A 20,477-nucleotide genomic window follows, 5' to 3' on the forward strand; every position below is an offset into this window, starting at 1 on the left:
TTTCGTGGCGATTTCTGGCAAGCCAAGCCGCAAAGGCTTGTCGCGCGGACATGGAGGCGTCAACGTCCGCGCGGATCATGCGGTAGAATCTTATTTTGGAACAAGGATCGGACGATGCATTGGCAGCCTCGGATCGCCCATTTGATGCCCGTACCGCGTGAGGCTCGCCCCGCGGCGCAGCGGCACGTGCGGCATGCACGATCGTGTAGCTGTCTCTGAGCGCCCGCGAGGCGACCGGTCACCCACGTTCCAGCCATATCCCCGGCGATCCCGGGCGCTGGCCCCCGGTTGCGGCTTCGCACACTAGAAAGATTTCCAGCATTGCGCCCCACGCGCACTGTCAGCGGGCCTCATTGATGAGCGCGCGCCGCTGACCTACCGAGTCGTCCAAAATGAACGCACCTCAAGTTTTCGATCCGCACGGCGCCGCCGCCACCGTCGCCGCCGATACCGAACCGCGCCTGCGCGAAATCCCGTACAACTACACGTCGTTCTCCGACCGTGAAATCGTCATCCGCCTGCTCGGCGACGAAGCGTGGGCCGCGCTTGACGAACTGCGTGCCGAACGCCGCACGGGCCGCTCGGCACGCATGCTGTACGAAGTGCTCGGCGATATCTGGGTCGTGCGCCGCAATCCTTACCTTCAGGACGATCTGCTCGACAACCCGAAGCGCCGCGCGCTGCTGATCGAAGCACTGAATCACCGTCTGACGGAAATCGAAAAGCGCCGCCGCGCCGACCTCGTCGAACATGGCGATGAAGCGGGCGTCGATCGTGCCGCACGTGTCGAAACGCTGGTTGCGGCTGCGCGCCGCGCCGTCGATGCGTTCGCCAGCGAGTTCGACAAGATGGCCGACCTGCGCCGTCGTGCGAACAAGGTGCTGGGTCGCCAGACGCAAAAGGACAACATCCGCTTCGACGGTATCGCGCGTGTTTCGCACGTGACGGACGCGACCGACTGGCGCGTCGAATATCCGTTCGTCGTGTTGACGCCGGATACGGAAGCCGAGATCGCTGGCCTGATCAAGGCGTGTTTCGAGCTTGGCCTGACCGTGATTCCGCGCGGAGGCGGCACGGGTTATACGGGCGGCGCGGTGCCGCTTACGCCGTTTTCGGCTGTCATCAACACGGAAAAGCTGGAGCAGCTTGGCGCGGTCGAGTTGACCGAACTGCCTGGCGTCGCGCACAAGGTGCCGACCATTTTCTCGGGCGCGGGCGTGGTGACGCGTCGCGTGACGGAAGCAGCCGAGCACGCGGGCTATGTGTTCGCCGTCGATCCGACGTCGCTGGATGCATCGTGCATCGGCGGCAACGTCGCGATGAACGCGGGCGGCAAAAAGGCCGTGCTGTGGGGCACGGCGCTCGACAACCTCGCGTGGTGGCGCATGGTCGACCCGGAAGGGAACTGGCTCGAAGTCACGCGTCTGGACCACAACCTCGGCAAGATTCACGACATTCCTGTCGCGCGCTTCGAACTGAAATGGTTCGACGGCGAACACGCGCCGGGCGAAAAGCTGCTGCGCACGGAAACGCTCGACATCGAAGGCCGGCGTTTTCGCAAGGAAGGCCTCGGCAAGGACGTCACGGATAAATTCCTCGCCGGTCTGCCGGGCATCCAGAAGGAAGGCTGCGACGGGCTGATCACGTCGGCGCGCTGGGTCCTGCACAAGATGCCCGCGCATACGCGTACCGTCTGCCTGGAGTTCTTCGGCCAGGCGCGCGAGGCGATTCCGAGCATCGTCGAAATCAAGGACTATCTGTTCGAAACGTCGAAGCAGGGCGGCGCGATTCTCGCCGGCCTCGAGCACCTCGACGAACGCTATCTGCGCGCGGTCGGCTACGCGACCAAGAGCAAGCGCAACGCGTTTCCGAAGATGGTGCTGATCGGCGATATCGTCGGTGACGACGCGGATGCTGTCGCGACGGCGACGTCGGAAGTGATCCGCATGGCTAACGGCAAGAGCGGCGAAGGCTTTGTCGCCGTCAGCGCCGAGGCGCGCAAGCGCTTCTGGCTCGACCGCAGCCGCACGGCCGCGATCGCGAAGCACACCAACGCGTTCAAGATCAACGAAGACGTCGTGATTCCGCTCAATCGCATGGGCGAATACACGGATGGCATCGAGCGCATCAACATCGAGCTGTCGATCAAGAACAAGCTGCAACTGGTCGATGCGCTCGAAGCGTTCTTCAGGAGCGGCAAGCTGCCACTCGGCAAGAGCGACGACGCGAATGAAATCCCCAGCGCCGAACTGCTCGAAGACCGCGTGCATCAGGCGCTCGACATGCTCGGCCATGTGAAGAAGCGCTGGGAATTCCTGCGCGACAAGCTCGATCTGTCGCTGCGTGAAGCGCAGCACTATCTGGTTGGGCTCGGCTACGCGGGGCTCGCGGAGAAATTCGCGGATCGCGTCGATGATCAGCCGGACGCGAACGTGTTCCACATCGTCCAGGACCGCACGGTGCGTGTGTCGTGGAAGCAGGAAATCCGCGCGGAACTGCGCCAGATCTTCAACGGCGGCGAGTTCAAGCCGATCCTCGACGAAGCACAGGCGATCCACAAGAAGGTGCTGCGTGGCCGCGTGTTCGTCGCGCTCCACATGCACGCGGGCGACGGTAACGTTCATACGAACATCCCCGTCAATTCCGACAACTACGAGATGCTGCAGGACGCGCACGTTGCCGTCGCGCGCATCATGAAGCTCGCGCGTTCGCTGGATGGCGTGATTTCCGGCGAGCATGGCATCGGCATTACGAAGCTCGAGTTCCTGACGGAAGAAGAGATTGGCGAATTCCGTGCGTACAAGCAGCGCGTCGATCCGGAAGGGCGCTTCAACAAGGGCAAGCTGCTCGAAGGCGCGGACCTGCGCAACGCGTATACGCCGTCGTTCGGGCTGATGGGCTACGAATCGCTGATCATGCAGCAGTCCGATATCGGCGCAATCGCCGATTCGGTGAAGGACTGTCTGCGCTGCGGCAAGTGCAAGCCCGTGTGCGCGACGCACGTGCCGCGCGCGAATCTGCTGTACAGCCCGCGCAACAAGATTCTCGCCACGTCGCTGCTGGTCGAAGCGTTCCTGTATGAAGAGCAGACGCGCCGCGGCGTGTCGATCAAGCATTGGGACGAATTCAACGACGTCGCCGATCACTGCACCGTCTGCCACAAGTGCGTGACGCCGTGCCCCGTGAAGATCGACTTCGGCGATGTCACGATGAACATGCGCAACCTGCTGCGCAAGATGGGCAAGAAGAAGTTCAACGCGGGCAACGCGGCGGGCATGTTCTTCCTGAACGCGACGAATCCGCAGACCATCAACCTCGCGCGCACGGCGATGATGGGCGTCGGCTACAAGGCGCAGCGCCTCGGCAACGATGTGCTGAAGAAGTTCGTCAAAAAGCAGACGGCGCATCCGCCCGCGACGACGGGTAAGCCGCCCGTGATCGAGCAGGTGATCCACTTCGTCAACAAGAAGATGCCGGGCAATCTGCCGAAGAAGACGGCGCGTGCACTGCTCGATATCGAAGACAACAAGATCGTGCCGATCATCCGCAACCCGAAGACGACGACCGTCGATTCGGAAGCGGTGTTCTACTTCCCGGGCTGCGGCTCGGAGCGTCTGTTCTCGCAGGTCGGTCTCGCCACGCAGGCGATGCTGTGGGAAGCGGGCGTGCAGACGGTGCTGCCGCCGGGCTATCTGTGCTGCGGTTATCCGCAGCGCGGTTCCGGCCAGTTCGACAAGGCCGAGCAGATCGTCACGGATAACCGCGTGCTGTTCCACCGCGTCGCGAACACGTTGAACTATCTCGACATCAAGACGGTGGTGGTGTCGTGCGGTACGTGTTACGACCAGCTGGCTGGCTACGAATTCGAGAAGATTTTCCCGGGCTGCCGGATCATCGACATCCACGAATTCCTGCTGGAGAAGGGCATCAAGCTCGAAGGCGTGACGGGTACGCGCTACATGTACCACGACCCGTGCCATACGCCGATCAAGACGATCGACCCCGTCAAGCTGGTCAACGAGCTGATGGGCACCGAGAAGAACGACGGCTACAAGATCGAGAAGAACGATCGTTGCTGCGGCGAGTCGGGCACGCTGGCCGTCACGCGTCCGGACGTGTCGACGCAGGTGCGCTTCCGTAAGGAAGAGGAAATCCGCAAGGGCGCGGCGAAGCTGCGTGGGATTCCTGTCGTCGCTGATGGGGGCGCGTCGAACGGCTCGGCGCCGAATGGTGCGGTGAATGGAGCAGCGAACGGTGCGGCAAACGGCGCAGCCACCGACGTCAAGATCCTGACGAGCTGCCCGTCCTGTCTGCAAGGCCTGTCGCGCTACAACGAAGACGCGAACGTCGAAGCGGACTACATCGTTGTCGAAATCGCACGACACGTGCTCGGCGAGAACTGGATGGCCGACTATGTCCAACGGGCGAACAATGGCGGAATCGAGCGCGTGCTGGTCTAATGGCGCGATAAAGGTTCCGTTCGAGGACGACGATGGACTGTATCTTCTGCCGTGAAGACGGTGGCGATGTACTGTGGCAGGACGACACGCTGCGTGTCGTCCTCGCCGATGAACACGACTACCCCGGTTTTTGCCGCGTGATCTGGAACCGGCATGTCGCCGAATTTTCCGATCTCGGCGACGCCGAACGCGACCGCGTGATGCGCGTCGTGTACGCCGTGGAGCGCGCAATCCGGCGCATCCTGCAACCCGTCAAGGTGAACCTGGCGAGCCTCGGCAATCAGGTGCCGCACGTGCACTGGCACGTGATCCCCCGGTTCTCCAACGACGCGCATTTCCCCTTGCCCATCTGGGCGCCGCGCCAGCGCACGGTTTCCGAAGCGATGCTGTCGCAGCGCCGCGCGCAGGCCACCTTGCTGCGCGAAGCGGTACGCGGCGAAATCGAACACGCTCTCGCCTGAGGTCATCATGAGTGGATTGAAACCCGACACGCCGGTGCCCACCGGCGTCGTCGTTCATGCCGTGTCGCGCGTACTCGAATTGCAATACGCAGACGGCAAGAGTTACCGCGTGCCGTTCGAGCTGATGCGCGTGTTGTCGCCGTCGGCGGAAGTGCGCGGCCACGGCCCGGGGCAGGAGACGCTGCAAACGGGCAAGCGCGAAGTGTCGATCACGGCGCTCGAAGGCGTTGGTAACTATGCGCTACAACCGACTTTTTCGGACGGCCACAATACGGGTATCTATTCGTGGGATCTGCTGTGGGAGCTCGCGACCCGTCAGGACGAACTCTGGGCGGAGTATTTCGACAAACTGAAGGCAGCGGGCGTCGACCGGGATGCGCCGATGCCCGTATCTGCGGCAGCGCACGGCCACAGACACTGATACGATGCGCGGCCAGCCGCCCGTCGCTCGATGCGGCGTAACAATTTCTCAGAATACGCGAAAGGACGAAGCGCGATGACCAAAACCCACTTCGGCTATCAGACAGTCGACGAACAGGAAAAAGCGAAGAAAGTGGCCGGCGTGTTCCACTCGGTCGCCTCCAACTATGACCTGATGAACGACCTGATGTCGGGCGGGCTGCACCGCGCGTGGAAGGCTTTCACGATTGCGCAGGCCAACGTGCGGCCGGGCTACAAGGTGCTCGACATTGCGGGCGGCACGGGTGATCTGTCGAAGGCTTTTGCGAAGCGGGCGGGCGAGACGGGCGAAGTGTGGCACACGGACATCAACGAATCGATGTTGCGCGTGGGCCGCGATCGCCTGATCGACAAGGGCGTCATCACGCCGGCGCTGCTGTGCGACGCCGAGAAAATCCCCTTTCCCGACAATTACTTCGATGTCGTCACGGTGGCATTCGGCTTGCGCAACATGACGCACAAGGATGCGGCGCTCGCCGAAATGCGCCGCGTGCTGAAACCGGCCGGGCGCCTGCTCGTGCTCGAATTTTCGAAGGTGTGGGATCCGCTCAAGAAAGCGTACGACGTCTATTCTTTTAAGGTGCTGCCATGGCTCGGCGAGCGCTTTGCGAAGGACGCCGAGAGCTATCGCTATCTCGCCGAATCGATCCGGATGCATCCGGATCAGGAAACTTTGAAGACGATGATGGAACAAGCTGGCCTCGACGCCGTCAAATATTACAATTTGTCAGCTGGCGTGGTAGCCTTACATGTGGGGACGAAATACTGATGTCCCTAACCTCTCGTTTTTAAAAGGAAATTGCAGAAATGTCCGATTTGAATCTGTCATCTCGTTGTAAGGTTAAGGGGTCATGGGTGAGAAGAATCGGACTGATCGCGATGGTCGGCCTGATTTCCATCAGCACACTGGCCTCGCTCGACGCCGAAGCGAAACGCATGGGCGGCGGCCGCAGTATCGGGCGTCAGTCGAACATCACCCAGCCGTCGCAGCAAACGGCGCCGACGCCTTCGCAGTCGCCCGGCGCGCCGTCGCAGGCCATGCAGTCGCAGCGTCCCGCTACGCCGCCGCCCACGCCTGCTGCGCAGCCTAACCGCTCGCGCTGGCTGGGGCCGATCGCCGGTCTCGCGGCCGGTCTCGGTATCGCGGCGCTGCTCTCGCACTTCGGTCTGGGCGAAGCGTTCGCCGGCATGATGTCGAACCTGATCGTGATCGCGCTGATCGCGTTCATCGCCATCTGGCTGATCCGCAAGTTCGTTGGCCGCAAGCGCGATGCACAAACGCCCGCCTACGCCGGCGGCGCGCCGACGCTGAACGCGGGCGGCACGGGTTACTCGCAGGAGCCGCGCTACACGGCGCCGCCGACGGGTTCGTACCTCGGGCCGCAAGGCAATCCGCTGAGCACGCCCGAAGTCGCCGCAGCGCCGGTCGTGCCGGCGGGTTTCGACTCGGAAGCGTTCCTGCGCAACGCGAAGGTCTACTTCGTGCGCCTGCAGGCAGCGTGGGACGCCGGCAACATGGACGACATCCGTGAGTTCACGACGCCTGAAATGTTCGCCGAAGTGCGGGTAGACCTGAGTTCGCGCGGCGCGGACAAGAACCAGACGGACGTCGTGCAGCTCAACGCCGATTTGCTGGGTGTCGAGGATCGCGGCAGCGAGTATCTGGCGAGCGTGCGCTTCCATGGCCTGATCCGCGAGACGTCGGGCGGCGGGGCTGAGCCGTTCGAGGAAATCTGGAACCTGTCGAAGCGCAACGGCGAAGGCTGGCTGCTCGCGGGCATCCAGCAGGTGAATCATCACTGAATCCGTAAAGGATTAGCTGTTCGGCAGAGCCAGGCTCGAAGCGAACGGACGTTACAATAGGAACCCGCGTCGGCAGTCGCCGGCGCGGGTTTTCTCTTTCCACTGCCGATGACCCTTGCCGCCAAGCCCTTCGCTGCTGCCGTCAACCATCTGCTCGCTCGCGAAACGTGGGCGCGCGAACGTCTCACTCCATACGCCGGCAAGACTGCGCGGCTGTCCTGTCCTCCCGTCACGCTAATTCTGCTGGTCCAGCCGGACGGCTATCTGAGCGCCGTCGACGAAAGCGAAGCGCAGGCGTTCGACGTTACCGTCTCCGTTCCGTCGGATGCGGTGCCCGCGTTCCTGCAAGGCGGCCAGGCGGCCGTGATGAAGCACGTGAAGATCGAAGGCGACGCGGAGTTCGCCACGGTGATCGCGAAACTCGCCGAGCATCTGCGCTGGGAGCCGGAAGAAGATCTGGCGAAGCTCGTCGGCGATGGGCCGGCGTGGCGGATTGCATCGGTGGCGCGCTCGGTCGGCGATCATGCGCTGCGCACGGGCCGTAATCTGCTCGAATCGGTCGCCGAGTATCTGCTGGACGAAAACCCGCAGCTCGTGCGCCGCACCGCGCTCGACGATTTCAACGCCGAGCTGGCGCGCGCCCGCGATGCGCTCGCGCGCGTCGAGAAGCGCGTCGAACGTCTTGAACAGAAGGTCGAAGCCCGTGGCGCTGATGCGTCGGGCGGCGCCGCCACGTCGCGCGGCACGCGCTAGTCACCGGGCTCAAACATGCGTTTCCTGCGTTTTCTCAAGATTTTCTTTACCGTCATCCGTTTCGGCCTCGACGAGATGATGCTGAGCCGCGTCAACGACCGCCGCGTGCGGCTGTTGCTGCGTATCACCACGATCGGCCGCAAGTTCGATCAGCCGCCGGGCGTGCGTCTGCGCCTCGCGCTGGAAAGCCTCGGGCCGATTTTCGTGAAGTTCGGTCAGGTGCTGTCCACACGCCGCGACCTGCTGCGCCCCGACATCGCCAGCGAACTCGCCAAGCTGCAGGATCAGGTGCCGCCGTTCGATTCGGCGGTGGCGATTGCGATTATCGAAAAGTCGCTCGGCGCGCCCGTCGACTCGATCTTCGACGACTTCGAGCGCGTGCCCGTGGCAAGCGCGTCGATCGCGCAGGTTCACTTCGCGACGCTGAAGACGGGCCAGCACGCGGGCAAGCAGGTGGCAGTCAAGGTGCTGCGGCCGAACATGTTGCCCGTGATCGATTCCGATCTCGCACTGCTGCGCGACATCGCCGTGTGGGCCGAGCGCCTGTGGGCGGACGGCAAGCGCCTGAAGCCGCGCGAAGTGGTCGCGGAGTTCGACAAATATCTGCACGACGAACTCGATCTGATGCGCGAGGCTGCAAACGGCAGCCAGTTGCGCCGCAACTTCCTGGGCCTCGATCTGCTGCTCGTGCCGGAGATGTACTGGGAGTTCTGCACGGCGAACGTGCTCGTGATGGAGCGGATGGTCGGCGTGCCGATCAGCCAGGTCGACACGCTGCGGGCGGCGGGCGTCGATATTCCGAAGCTGGCGCGCGAAGGCGTCGAGATCTTTTTCACGCAGGTGTTCCGCGACGGCTTTTTCCACGCGGACATGCACCCAGGCAATATTCAGGTGAGTCTCGATCCGGCGCATTTCGGGCGTTATATCGCGCTGGATTTCGGCATCATCGGTGCGCTGTCGGACTTCGATAAGAACTATCTCGCGCAGAACTTTCTCGCGTTCTTCAAGCGCGACTATCACCGGGTCGCGACGCTGCATCTGGAGTCGGGATGGGTGCCGCCTACCACGCGTGTCGAGGAACTCGAAAGCGCGATCCGCGCTGTCTGCGAGCCGTATTTCGACCGTGCGCTGAAAGATATTTCGCTCGGGCAGGTGCTGATGCGCCTCTTCTCGACGTCGCGCCGCTTCAACGTGGAAATCCAGCCGCAACTCGTGCTGCTGCAGAAGACGATGCTGAACGTCGAAGGTCTCGGCCGTTCCCTCGATCCCGAACTCGACCTGTGGAAGACCGCGAAACCGTATCTCGAGCGCTGGATGAACGAGCAGATCGGCGCGAAGGGCTGGTACGAGCGGCTGAAGATCGAGGCGCCGCAGTGGAGCAAGACGCTGCCGCAACTGCCTCGCCTGATTCATCACGCGCTCGCGCAGCGTCATGACGCGCAACAGCGCGGCATCAACGACGAAACCATCCGCCAGATCCTGCTCGAACAGAAGCGCACGAACCGGCTGCTGCAAGGGCTGCTGATGTTCGGCGTGGCGGTGGGCGTCGGCGCCGTGCTGGCGCGCGCTTGGCTTGCCATCGCGTACGGCGGTTAGTGAAGGCCTTTCACGAGGTGCATTGATGAGCGACTCCAGGCGAACCGCGCCGCCCGCCGCGCCGGACTTCGAATCCCGCGATCCAAACGCGCCCGGCTTCTGGGACGAGCGCTTCGAGCGCGGTTTCATGCCGTGGGATCAGGCGGGCGTGCCGTCGGCATTCAAGACGTTCGTCGAACGCCATGCGCCGATGTCCACGCTGATTCCCGGCTGCGGCAGTGCGTACGAAGCGTGGTGGCTCGCGGAAAAAGGCTGGACGCTGCGAGCGATCGACTTCGCATCGAGTGCCGTCGAAGCTGCGCGCGCGCAACTCGGCGCGCACGCGAGCCTCGTCGAACAGGCGGATTTCTTCACGTACCAGCCACCATTCGTGCCCGGCTGGATCTACGAGCGGGCATTTCTATGCGCGTTGCCGCACGCGCGGCGCGCCGATTGGGTCGGGCGTATGGCGGAACTGTTGCCCGCGGGCGGCTTGCTTGCCGGCTTCTTTTTCATCGGCGAGGGTCCGGCGAAGGGTCCGCCGTTCATTATCGGGCGCGCGGAACTCGATGCGTTGTTATTGCCCCATTTCGAATTGCTCGAAGACGAGCCGGTGAGCGATTCGATCGCCGTCTTCGCCGGGCGCGAGCGCTGGCTGAGCTGGCGTCGACGCGGTGCAGCAAAGTCTTGATTATCGTTTCCTCCGCCTCCATCTAAGAGAATTGCGGTTGCGCCCGCCGTCCTCCCCGAAATCCGGGGTGCGCCATTGTTTGCGGCTATAATTCAAGGCTTTGCAAGCGTTCTAAGAGTTTTCAGTAGGGATAAGGTCATGCCGATCTACGCTTATCGTTGCGAGTCATGCGGCTTCGCGAAGGACGTGCTCCAGAAAATGAGCGACGCCCCGTTGACGCAATGTCCGGAGTGCGGAACCGATGCATTCCGCAAACAGGTTACTGCCGCCGGTTTTCAGCTGAAGGGCTCCGGCTGGTACGTCACGGACTTCCGTGGCGGCAATTCGGGCGGCGCCGCGAGCACCAGCTCGGGCGCGTCGGACACGAAAACGGAGAGCAAGCCCGATACGGCTTCTTCCGACTCCGCCGCATCCACGAGCACACCGGCTGCTGCGCCGGCAGCGACGCCCGCGCCCGCTCCTACGGGCAGCTCGGGCAGCTAGCAGTTTCGCCACCGCAAGGTGACGTAGACGCCGCGCAAGGGGTTCGCGCGGATTTCTGGCGGTACACATGACGACGAAAAAGACGACGCTCAAATCGGTGTTCCTGACTGGCCTGCTGGTGCTGGTGCCTCTCGCCATCACGCTGTGGGTGCTCGGCCTGATCATCGGCACGATGGATCAGACGCTGCTTCTGCTGCCACGCGCCTGGCAACCGGAGCGAATGCTCGGCTTCCGCCTGCCCGGACTCGGCGCGGTATTGACGCTGGCCTTCATATTCGTCGTAGGACTATTGACGCAGAACTTCGTTGGGCAGAAGCTGGTCGGCTGGTGGGAACTGATCGTTGCGCGCATTCCCGTCGTCGGCCCGATCTACACTAGCGTCAAACAGGTGTCCGACACGCTTCTGTCGTCGAGCGGTAACGCGTTCCGCAAGGCGCTGCTGATCGAATATCCGCGCAAAGGGTCCTACACCATCGGGTTTCTGACGGGCATTCCCGGCGGCGACGTCGTCAACCATCTCAAGGAAGACCACGTCAGCGTTTATGTGCCGACCACGCCGAACCCGACGTCCGGCTTCTTCCTGATGGTGCCGAAAAGCGAAGTGATCGAGCTCGACATGACTGTCGATGCCGCGCTCAAGTACATCGTCTCGATGGGTGTCGTTGCTCCGCCCGTTAATCAGCCGGCGCCGGAGCGCCGCACGCCCGTCGAGCCACCGCTGTAATGCCGGCTCGCGCCGTCCGCCACAAGCTGCGGCGCGCGTCGTTCAACTAATGCAAAACGAAAGACAAACATCATGTCGATGAGATCTGAATACTGCGGTCTGGTGACCGAACACCTGCTGGGTCAAACCGTGTCGCTGTGCGGCTGGGTGAGCCGGCGCCGCGACCATGGCGGCGTTATCTTCATCGACCTGCGCGACCGCGAAGGCCTCGTTCAGGTCGTCTGCGACCCGGACCGCGCTGAGATGTTCAAGACGGCCGAAGGCGTGCGCAACGAATTCTGCGTCCAGGTGAAGGGCGTCGTGCGCAACCGTCCGGAAGGCACGACGAACGCCAGCCTCAAGAGCGGCAAGATCGAAGTGCTGTGCCACGAACTGGTCGTGCTGAACGCGTCGGTCACGCCGCCGTTCCAGCTCGACGACGACAACCTGTCGGAAACCACGCGCCTTACGCACCGCGTGCTGGACCTGCGCCGTCCGCAGATGCAGCACAACCTGCGCCTGCGCTATCGCGTAGCGATGGAAGTGCGCAAGTACCTCGACTCGCGCGGCTTCATCGACATCGAAACGCCGATGCTGACCAAGAGCACGCCGGAAGGTGCGCGTGATTACCTCGTCCCGTCGCGCACGAACGCGGGCCAGTTCTTCGCGCTGCCGCAATCGCCGCAGCTCTTCAAGCAGCTGCTGATGGTCGCCAACTTCGACCGTTACTACCAGATCACGAAGTGCTTCCGCGACGAAGACCTGCGCGCCGACCGTCAGCCGGAATTTACGCAGATCGACTGCGAAACGTCGTTCCTGAGCGAGCAGGAAATCCGTGACCTGTTCGAAGACATGACGCGTCATGTGTTCAAGGAAACGATCGGCGTCGATCTGGACGCGAAGTTCGCCGTGATGCCGTATTCGGAAGCGATGAGCCGTTTTGGTTCGGACAAGCCGGACCTGCGCGTGAAGCTCGAATTCACGGAACTGACGGACGCCATGCGCGACGTCGACTTCAAGGTGTTCAGCACACCGGCGAACACGAAAGATGGCCGCGTCGCGGCGCTGCGCGTGCCGAAGGGCGCTGAACTGTCGCGCGGCGACATCGACAGCTACACGGAATTCGTGCGCATTTACGGCGCGAAGGGTCTGGCGTGGATCAAGGTCAACGAAGTCGCGAAGGGCCGTGACGGCCTGCAAAGCCCGATCGTCAAGAACCTGCATGACGCGTCGATCGCCGCGATCATCGAGCGCACGGGTGCGCAAGACGGCGACATCATCTTCTTCGCGGCAGATCGTGCGAAGGTCGTCAACGACAGCCTCGGCGCGCTGCGCCTGAAGATCGGCCATTCGGAGTTCGGCAAGGCGAACGGCCTGGTCGAGAAGGGCTGGAAGCCGCTGTGGGTCGTCGACTTCCCGATGTTCGAGTACGACGAAGAAGAAAACCGCTACGTCGCTGCGCACCATCCGTTCACGAGCCCGAAGGACGAACACCTCGAGTATCTGGAAACGGATCCGGGCCGCTGCCTGGCAAAGGCGTATGACATCGTGCTGAACGGCTGGGAAATCGGCGGCGGTTCGGTTCGTATCTTCCAGGAAGACGTGCAGAGCAAGGTGTTCCGCGCGCTGAAGATCGGCGCGGAAGAAGCGCGCCTGAAGTTCGGCTTCCTGCTGGACGCGCTGCAGTACGGCGCGCCGCCGCACGGCGGTATCGCGTTCGGTCTGGACCGTATCGTCACGATGATGGCGGGCGCTGACTCGATCCGCGACGTGATCGCGTTCCCGAAGACGCAACGCGCGCAGGATCTGCTCACGCAGGCGCCGAGCGAAGTCGACGAACGTCAGTTGAAGGAACTGCATATCCGTCTGCGTCAGCCCGAGCAAAAGGCGTAAATGTGACCGTTTCCGCAATGCGTCGTTAAAACAACGACGCGTTGGCGAAACAACAGCGAAAAAGGCGCGTCATGCGCCTTTTTCGCTTTTTGCGTTACAGTCGCTGTAAGCTCTGCCGTCCGACATGCAATCGCGCCACACCGCGCCCCGCTTTATCACCATGCCGAAACCGCCGAAGATTCCGGAATCCGTGCTCGTCGTCATTCATACGCCTGAACTCGACGTGCTGCTCATCGAACGGGCCGACAAGGAAGCGTTCTGGCAATCCGTGACGGGCTCGAAGGATCGCATCGACGAACCGGTCGTCGAAACGGCTATCCGCGAAGTGGCGGAAGAGACGGGCATCGTGATCGGCGGCGAGACGGTTCCGCGCGAAGCGCTCGTCGACTGGCATCACCATATCGAGTTCGAAATCTTCCCGACGTGGCGTCATCGTTACGCGGACGGCGTCACGCACAACACCGAGCACTGGTTCAGCCTGCAGGTGCCGCAGCGCCTCGAAGTGACGCTCGCGCCGCTCGAACATACCGCGCATCTGTGGCTGCCCTGGCAGGCGGCGGCTGAGCGCTGCTTCTCGTGGTCCAATCGCGACGCGATCCTGCAATTGCCGCAGCGCGTGAAGGAGCGTTGCCGATGAGCGGCGGCGGCATCCGCCGCTTCGACCGGCTCACGCAGCATCTGCCGGGCCGGCGCTACTGGTCCAGGGCGCGCTTTTGTTCCGGCAACTCGGTGCGACTCTTCAAGTCGGGTGAGACCTATTTCGCCGCGCTGATCGAACGCATCGACGCGGCAAAAAGCGAGGTCGCGCTCGAAACCTACATCTTCTGCGATGACGCGTCCGGCCGTCCCGTGTCCGACGCGCTGATCCGCGCCGCCTCGCGCGGCGTGCACGTGCGCGTGATCACCGACGGCGTCGGCACCGAGCGCCTGCCGATGTTCAACGACTGGCAGGCCGCGGGCGTCGAGCATCGCATCTACAACCCGCATATCTTTGGCCGTTTCGGCTTTTCGCGCACACACCGCAAGCTCGCCGTCGTCGACGATGAATTCGGGTATTGCGGCGGCATCAATGTCGTCGACGATTTCGATCAGAACGGCACGCGGCTGCCTTACGCGCGCTGGGACTTTGCTGTCGAACTGGAAGGGCCAGTCGTGGCCGACGTTCAGGAAGCGTTCGATGTGCAGTGGGAGCGCATCCGCATCGGCCATCGTCCGGCGCTGGTGCCGCCGCCCGTCGGCGGCGCGACGCCGCAAGCCGCGACCGACCGCTTCGTGCGCGTGCGCCGCAGCACCCGGCAGGGCGACATGCGCGCGATGGCCGAGCCGTGCGTCGCGTTCGTCGCGCGCGACAACTTCGTCAACCGCCGCGCGATCGAGAAGGCATATCTGACGGCCATCGGCCAGGCGCGCTCCGAAGTGCTGCTCGCCAATCCTTACTTCATGCCCGGCCGCAAGCTGCGGCGCGCGCTGATCTACGCGGCGCAGCGCGGCATCGACGTGCGTCTGGTGATTGGCAGGAAGGAATTCGCGATGCTCGACTACGCGGTGCCGTTCCTGTACCGCACGCTACTGAAGGCGGGCGTGAAGATCGCCGAATACGAAAGGACGATGCTGCACGGCAAGGTCGCTGTGGTCGATTCGAACTGGGGGACAGTCGGCTCGTCGAATCTCGATGCACTCAGCCTGATGCTGAACAACGAAGCGAACGTCGTGCTGGTGCTGCATCCGGAGATCGACCAGCTGCGCAATTCGATCCTCGCGGCGTTCGACGAATCGCGCCGCATCGACGAAAAGCATTACGAAGCACGCCCGGCGGGCGAGCGCGCGCTGAACTGGATTGCGTACAACACCTATCGGATCGCGATGAAGCTGCTGACCGTGGGCGGCTACGACTAACAGGCGATACAGAAAAGGCAGACAAAAGCCTATTCATAATAATCAATAATCGGAGACAACTCGCATCAGTTCTGGCAAATGATTCTAAAAATTCCGCTTCGTCTGATAGACGAATGACGGAAAATCAGAATGTGGTTAGAAACCCGTTTCTAATAAATTCCTTGTTTCGCGGACGGTCGCCCACAATAATGGTACGACCGTTCGATTTTTCTTTCGATCAAATCAGACGGTACATAGCTATGCGAAAAGGCGAACAGACGCGAGCCGCGATTCTCGATGCAGCACTTGACCTGGCAAGCCGCGACGGACTGGAAGGTCTGACGATCGGTCTGCTGGCCGAGCGCATGCAGATGAGCAAGAGCGGAGTGTTCGCGCATTTCGGGTCGCGCGAAGACCTGCAGGTCGAAGTGGTGCGCGAGTATCACCGTCGTTTTGAAGACGAGGTGTTCTTCCCGAGTCTGCGCGAGCCCCGAGGCTTGCCGCGCTTGCGCGCGATGATCTCGCGCTGGATCGAGAAGCGCATCCAGGAAGTCACGACTGGGTGCATCTACATCAGCGGCGCGGTCGAGTATGACGATCGCGCGGACAGTGCGGTGCGCGAGCAGCTGGTCGCGAGCGTCACGATGTGGCGCGCCGCGCTCACGCGAGCCATTTCGCAGGCAATGGAAGAAGGGCATCTGCGCGCGGATACGGACCCGCAACTGATGCTTTTCGAACTGTATAGCTTCACGCTCGGCCTGCATCATGACGCACGCTTCCTGCATCTGCCCGATGCCGTGCGCCTCACGTGGGCCGCGCTGGAAAAACTGATTGTTTCGTATCAGAGCGAGAGCGCAAGCAGCTAGCGAGGCTGGGTGGGTCCTCATCATCGGATGGATCCAGACGGCGGGGAAACTGGCAGCGGAGTTCGAGCCGACACCTTTGGATTGACTGGAGAGACTCATGGGACAGTACGCCGCGCCGCTGCGCGACATGCAATTCGTATTGCACGAGTTGCTGAACGTCGAAGCCGAGATCAAGCAGATGCCTAAGCACGCTGATCTCGACGCCGACACGATCAACCAGGTGCTCGAGGAAGCCGGCAAGTTCTGCTCGGAAGTGCTGTTCCCGCTGAATCAGAGCGGCGACCAGGAAGGCTGCAAGTACGAAGGCGATGGCGTCGTCACCACGCCGAAGGGTTTCAAGGAAGCGTACCGTCAGTACGTCGAGGCGGGCTGGCCTGCGCTCGGCTGCGATCCGGACTTCGGCGGCCAGGGCCTGCCCGCGTTCGTCAACAATGCGCTGTACGAAATGATGAACTCGGCGAATCAGGCCTGGACGATGTATCCGGGCCTGTCACACGGCGCCTACGAGTGTCTGCACGCGCATGGCACGCCGGAACTCCAGCAGGCGTACGTGCCGAAGCTGGTATCGGGCGAATGGACGGGCACGATGTGCCTGACCGAGCCGCATTGCGGCACCGACCTCGGCATGCTGCGCACGAAGGCCGAGCCGAACAGCGACGGCTCGTACTCCATCAGCGGCACCAAGATCTTCATCTCCAGCGGCGAACACGATCTCGCCGAGAACATCGTTCACCTCGTGCTCGCGCGTCTGCCGGATGCGCCGCAAGGCACGAAGGGCATTTCGCTGTTCGTGGTGCCGAAGTTCATTCCCGATGCGAGCGGCAATCCCGGTGAGCGCAATGGCGCGAAGTGCGGCTCGATCGAACACAAGATGGGCATCCACGGCAACGCGACGTGCGTGATCAATCTCGACAACGCGAAGGGCTGGCTGGTCGGTGAGCCGAACAAGGGTCTCAACGCGATGTTCGTGATGATGAATGCCGCGCGCCTTGGCGTCGGCATGCAAGGTCTCGGCCTGACGGAAATCGCGTACCAGAACTCGCTGATCTACGCGAAGGAACGTCTGCAGATGCGCTCGCTGACGGGCCCGAAGGCGCCCGAAAAGGCCGCCGACCCGATCATCGTTCACCCCGATGTGCGCCGCATGCTGCTCACGCAGAAAGCCTACGCGGAAGGCGCGCGCGCCTTCACGTACTGGGCCGCGCTGAACATCGACAAGGAGCTGTCGCACGCGGATGAATCCGTACGCAAGGATGCCGCCGACCTCGTCGCGCTGCTTACGCCCGTCATCAAGGCGTTCCTGACGGACAACGCGTTCGAAGGCACGAACATGGGCATGCAGATCTACGGCGGCCATGGCTTCATCGCCGAGTGGGGCATGGAGCAGTACGTGCGCGACGCGCGCATCAACATGATTTACGAAGGCACGAACTCGATCCAGTCGCTCGATCTGCTGGGCCGCAAGGTGCTCGGCGACATGGGTGCGAAGCTCAAGAAGTTCGGCAAGCTGGTGACGGATTTCGTCGAGGAAGAAGGCATCAAGCCGGAAATGCAGGAGTTCATCAATCCGCTCGCGGATATCGGCGACAAGGTGCAGAAGCTGACGATGGAAATCGGCATGAAGGCGATGCAGAACCCGGACGAAGTCGGCGCCGCCGCCGTGCCGTATCTGCGCACCGTCGGCCATCTGGTGTTCTCGTACTTCTGGGCCCGCATGGCGCGCATCGCGCTCGACAAGCAGGCAGCGGGCGATCCGTTCTACAAGTCGAAGCTCGCCACTGCGCGCTTCTACTTCGCGAAGCTGCTGCCCGAAACGGCATCGACGATCCGCGCCGCGCGCGCCGGTTCGAAGACGTTGATGGAAATCGACGAAGCGCTGTTCTAAAGCCATCACGCGTCGGCGCGCCAAAGTCATGCGCCGACGCGACACTCTCACACATATGCCGCGCGCCGCTTATCGAAGCCCGCGCGCGGCGACTCGCGACACCGCATAACGCCCCGGAGGAACGACGTGAGCAATCTGATCATTCGCAAGGTCGCCGTGCTTGGCGCCGGCGTGATGGGCGCGCAGATCGCTGCGCACCTGATCAACGCAAAGGTGCCCGTACTGCTGTTCGATCTGCCCGCGAAAGAAGGCCCGAAAAACGCCATCGCGCTCAAGGCTATCGAGAACCTGAAAAAGCTGTCGCCCGCGCCCTTTGGCGTGAAGGACGACGCGCAATACATCCAGCCCGCGAACTACGACGACGACATCGAAAAGCTCGCCGAATGCGACGTGGTGATCGAAGCGATCGCCGAGCGCATGGACTGGAAGCATGATCTGTACAAGAAGGTGTCGCCGCACATCGGCGCGAACGCGATTTTCGCGTCGAACACGTCGGGCCTGTCGATCACCGAACTGTCGAACGGTTTCTCCGACGAACTGAAGGCGCGCTTCTGCGGCGTGCACTTCTTCAATCCGCCGCGCTACATGCACCTGGTCGAGCTGATCCCGACTGCGGCGACGCGTCCGGAAATCCTCGATCAACTCGAAACGTTTCTGACGAGCGTGGTCGGCAAGGGCGTCGTGCGCGCGAAGGATACGCCGAACTTCATCGCGAACCGCGTCGGTATTTTCTCGATCCTCGCGGTCATCAAGGAAGCCGAGAAATTCGGCCTGCGCTTCGATGAAGTCGACGATCTGACGGGCAGTCGCCTCGGCCGCGCGAAGTCGGCGACGTTCCGCACGGCGGATGTGGTCGGTCTCGACACGATGGCGCACGTCATCAAGACGATGCAGGACAACCTGACGGGCGATCCGTTCTTCCACGTGTACGAAACGCCTGCCGTGCTCGCCGCGCTGGTGAAACAGGGCGCGCTCGGACAGAAGACGGGCGCGGGCTTCTACAAGAAGGAAGGCAAGGCGATCAAGGTGCTCGACCCGAAAGCCGGCGCGTATGTCGATGGCGGCGCGAAGGCGGACGAACTGGTCGGCCGCATCCTGAAGCGCCCGCCCGCTGAGCGTCTGAAGCTGCTGCGTGAGTCGGAGCACCCGCAGGCGCAGTTCCTGTGGGCGATTTTCCGCGACGTGTTCCACTACATCGGCGTGCATCTGGAATCGATCGCCGATAACGCGCGCGACGTCGATCTCGCCATCCGCTGGGGTTTCGGCTGGAACGAAGGTCCGTTCGAAGGCTGGCAGACGGCGGGCTGGAAGCAGATCGCCGAGTGGGTGCAGGAAGACATCGCGGCAGGCAAGGCGCTGTCGAATGCGCCGCTGCCCGCGTGGGTGCTCGAAGGCGCTGTCGCCGAGAAGGGCGGCGTGCATACCAGCGAAGGCTCGTGGTCGCCGGCCGAGAAGCGCTTCGTGCCGCGCTCGTCGCTGTCCGTGTACGACCGTCAGGTGTTCCGCGCACCGCTCGCGGGCGAAACGGGCGCCGATCCGAAGACGTACGGCAAGACCGTGTTCGAAACGGATGCCGTGCGCGCATGGGTCGATGATCGCGCAGGCGAGAACGACGTGTTGATCGTGTCGTTCAAGAGCAAGATGAACACGATCGGACCGTCGGTGATCGACGGTCTCACGCAGGCCATCGAAGTCGCCGAGAAGGATTACAAGGCCGTCGTGATCTGGCAACCGACGTCGCTGAAACTCGGCGCGCCGGGCGGCCCGTTCTCGGCAGGCGCAAATCTCGAAGAAGCGATGCCCGCGTTCATGATGGGCGGCGCGAAGGGCATCGAGCCGTTCGTGAAGAAGTTCCAGCAAGGCATGCTGCGCGTGAAGTATTCGAACGTGCCCGTGGTCGCGGCCGTGTCGGGCATTGCGCTTGGCGGCGGGTGCGAACTGGTGCTGCATAGCGCGAAGCGCGTTGCGCACGTCGAGAGCTACATCGGTCTGGTGGAAGTGGGCGTGGGTCTGGTTCCGGCGGGCGGCGGTCTGAAGGAAGCCGCGCTGCGTGCTGCGGAAGCCGCAACGCAAGTCGGCGCGACCAATGATCTGCTCAAGTTCCTGCAAAAGTCGTTCGAAAACGCGGCGATGGCGAAGGTCTCCGGCTCCGCGCTCGAAGCGCGCGCGATGGGTTATCTGAAGCCGTCGGACACGATCGTTTTCAACGTTTTCGAACTGCTCGACACGGCGAAGAAGGAAGCGCGTGCGCTGGCAGCGGCGGGTTATCGTCCGCCGCTGCGTGTGACGCAGGTGCCGGTTGCCGGACGTTCGGCGATTTCGACGATCAAGGCGTCGCTGGTCAACATGCGCGATGGCCGTTTCATCAGCGAGCACGATTACCTGATCGCTGGCCGGATTGCGGAAGCGGTGTGCGGCGGTGATGTCGAAGCGGGCAGTCTCGTCGATGAAGAATGGCTGCTGGCGCTGGAGCGTCGTGCGTTCGTCGAGTTGCTCGGCACGCAGAAGACGCAGGAACGGATCATGGGCATGCTGCAAACGGGCAAACCGGTGCGCAACTGAGGGGGACT

16 protein-coding genes are annotated in these 20,477 nt (G+C 62.7%); all 16 read left to right on the plus strand.

What is annotated here, in order from left to right:
- Positions 1-392 precede the first annotated feature (392 nt).
- On the plus strand, positions 393-4,460 hold the full coding sequence (locus G3O01_RS05430; RefSeq protein ID WP_205803495.1) for an FAD/FMN-binding oxidoreductase: 4,068 nt from the start codon (positions 393-395) through the stop codon (positions 4,458-4,460).
- Positions 4,461-4,492: 32 nt separating this feature from the next.
- Complete coding sequence (locus G3O01_RS05435; RefSeq protein ID WP_205803496.1) at positions 4,493-4,921, plus strand: HIT family protein; 429 nt, start codon at positions 4,493-4,495, stop codon at positions 4,919-4,921.
- Positions 4,922-4,928: 7 nt separating this feature from the next.
- The gene (locus G3O01_RS05440) at positions 4,929-5,342 is read left to right on the plus strand and encodes a DUF971 domain-containing protein (RefSeq protein WP_205803497.1); all 414 of its coding nucleotides are present in this window, start codon (positions 4,929-4,931) and stop codon (positions 5,340-5,342) included.
- 75 nt (positions 5,343-5,417) lie between these two features.
- Positions 5,418-6,149, plus strand: a complete 732-nt coding sequence (gene ubiE / locus G3O01_RS05445; RefSeq protein WP_205803498.1) for a bifunctional demethylmenaquinone methyltransferase/2-methoxy-6-polyprenyl-1,4-benzoquinol methylase UbiE — start codon at positions 5,418-5,420, stop codon at positions 6,147-6,149.
- Positions 6,150-6,187: 38 nt separating this feature from the next.
- Positions 6,188-7,183: a TIM44-like domain-containing protein gene (locus tag G3O01_RS05450; protein ID WP_205803499.1), complete on the plus strand. Its 996-nt coding sequence runs from the start codon at positions 6,188-6,190 to the stop codon at positions 7,181-7,183.
- A 108-nt stretch (positions 7,184-7,291) separates the two neighbouring features.
- Entirely contained in the window at positions 7,292-7,936 is a 645-nt protein-coding gene (locus G3O01_RS05455; RefSeq protein WP_205803500.1) for an SCP2 sterol-binding domain-containing protein, read from the plus strand.
- 15 nt (positions 7,937-7,951) lie between these two features.
- Positions 7,952-9,532, plus strand: coding sequence for a ubiquinone biosynthesis regulatory protein kinase UbiB (ubiB, locus tag G3O01_RS05460; protein WP_205803501.1), 1,581 nt, complete (start codon positions 7,952-7,954; stop codon positions 9,530-9,532).
- 25 nt (positions 9,533-9,557) lie between these two features.
- Positions 9,558-10,202, plus strand: a complete 645-nt coding sequence (locus G3O01_RS05465; protein ID WP_205803502.1) for a thiopurine S-methyltransferase — start codon at positions 9,558-9,560, stop codon at positions 10,200-10,202.
- A 138-nt stretch (positions 10,203-10,340) separates the two neighbouring features.
- The gene (locus G3O01_RS05470) at positions 10,341-10,685 is read left to right on the plus strand and encodes an FmdB family zinc ribbon protein (protein WP_205803503.1); all 345 of its coding nucleotides are present in this window, start codon (positions 10,341-10,343) and stop codon (positions 10,683-10,685) included.
- Between the two features lie 67 nt (positions 10,686-10,752).
- Entirely contained in the window at positions 10,753-11,409 is a 657-nt protein-coding gene (locus G3O01_RS05475) for a DUF502 domain-containing protein (RefSeq protein ID WP_205803504.1), read from the plus strand.
- Positions 11,410-11,481: 72 nt separating this feature from the next.
- Positions 11,482-13,281 (plus strand): aspartate--tRNA ligase, encoded by a 1,800-nt coding sequence (gene aspS / locus G3O01_RS05480; protein WP_205803505.1) that lies wholly within the window; start codon positions 11,482-11,484, stop codon positions 13,279-13,281.
- 160 nt (positions 13,282-13,441) lie between these two features.
- Positions 13,442-13,918: a dihydroneopterin triphosphate diphosphatase gene (gene nudB, locus G3O01_RS05485; RefSeq protein WP_205803506.1), complete on the plus strand. Its 477-nt coding sequence runs from the start codon at positions 13,442-13,444 to the stop codon at positions 13,916-13,918.
- Positions 13,915-15,177 carry a cardiolipin synthase ClsB gene (gene clsB / locus G3O01_RS05490; RefSeq protein ID WP_205803507.1) on the plus strand — a complete coding sequence of 421 codons (1,263 nt, stop codon included), beginning with the start codon at positions 13,915-13,917 and terminating at the stop codon, positions 15,175-15,177. The genes nudB and clsB overlap by 4 nt, the downstream gene beginning before the upstream one ends.
- 239 nt (positions 15,178-15,416) lie before the next feature.
- Entirely contained in the window at positions 15,417-16,022 is a 606-nt protein-coding gene (locus G3O01_RS05495) for a TetR/AcrR family transcriptional regulator (RefSeq protein ID WP_205803508.1), read from the plus strand.
- A 97-nt stretch (positions 16,023-16,119) separates the two neighbouring features.
- Complete coding sequence (locus tag G3O01_RS05500; RefSeq protein WP_205803509.1) at positions 16,120-17,907, plus strand: acyl-CoA dehydrogenase C-terminal domain-containing protein; 1,788 nt, start codon at positions 16,120-16,122, stop codon at positions 17,905-17,907.
- Between the two features lie 126 nt (positions 17,908-18,033).
- On the plus strand, positions 18,034-20,469 hold the full coding sequence (locus tag G3O01_RS05505) for a 3-hydroxyacyl-CoA dehydrogenase/enoyl-CoA hydratase family protein (protein ID WP_205803510.1): 2,436 nt from the start codon (positions 18,034-18,036) through the stop codon (positions 20,467-20,469).
- Positions 20,470-20,477: the final 8 nt, after the last annotated feature.

Source organism: Burkholderia sp. Ac-20365, from assembly GCF_017104715.1.
GTDB lineage: Bacteria > Pseudomonadota > Gammaproteobacteria > Burkholderiales > Burkholderiaceae > Paraburkholderia.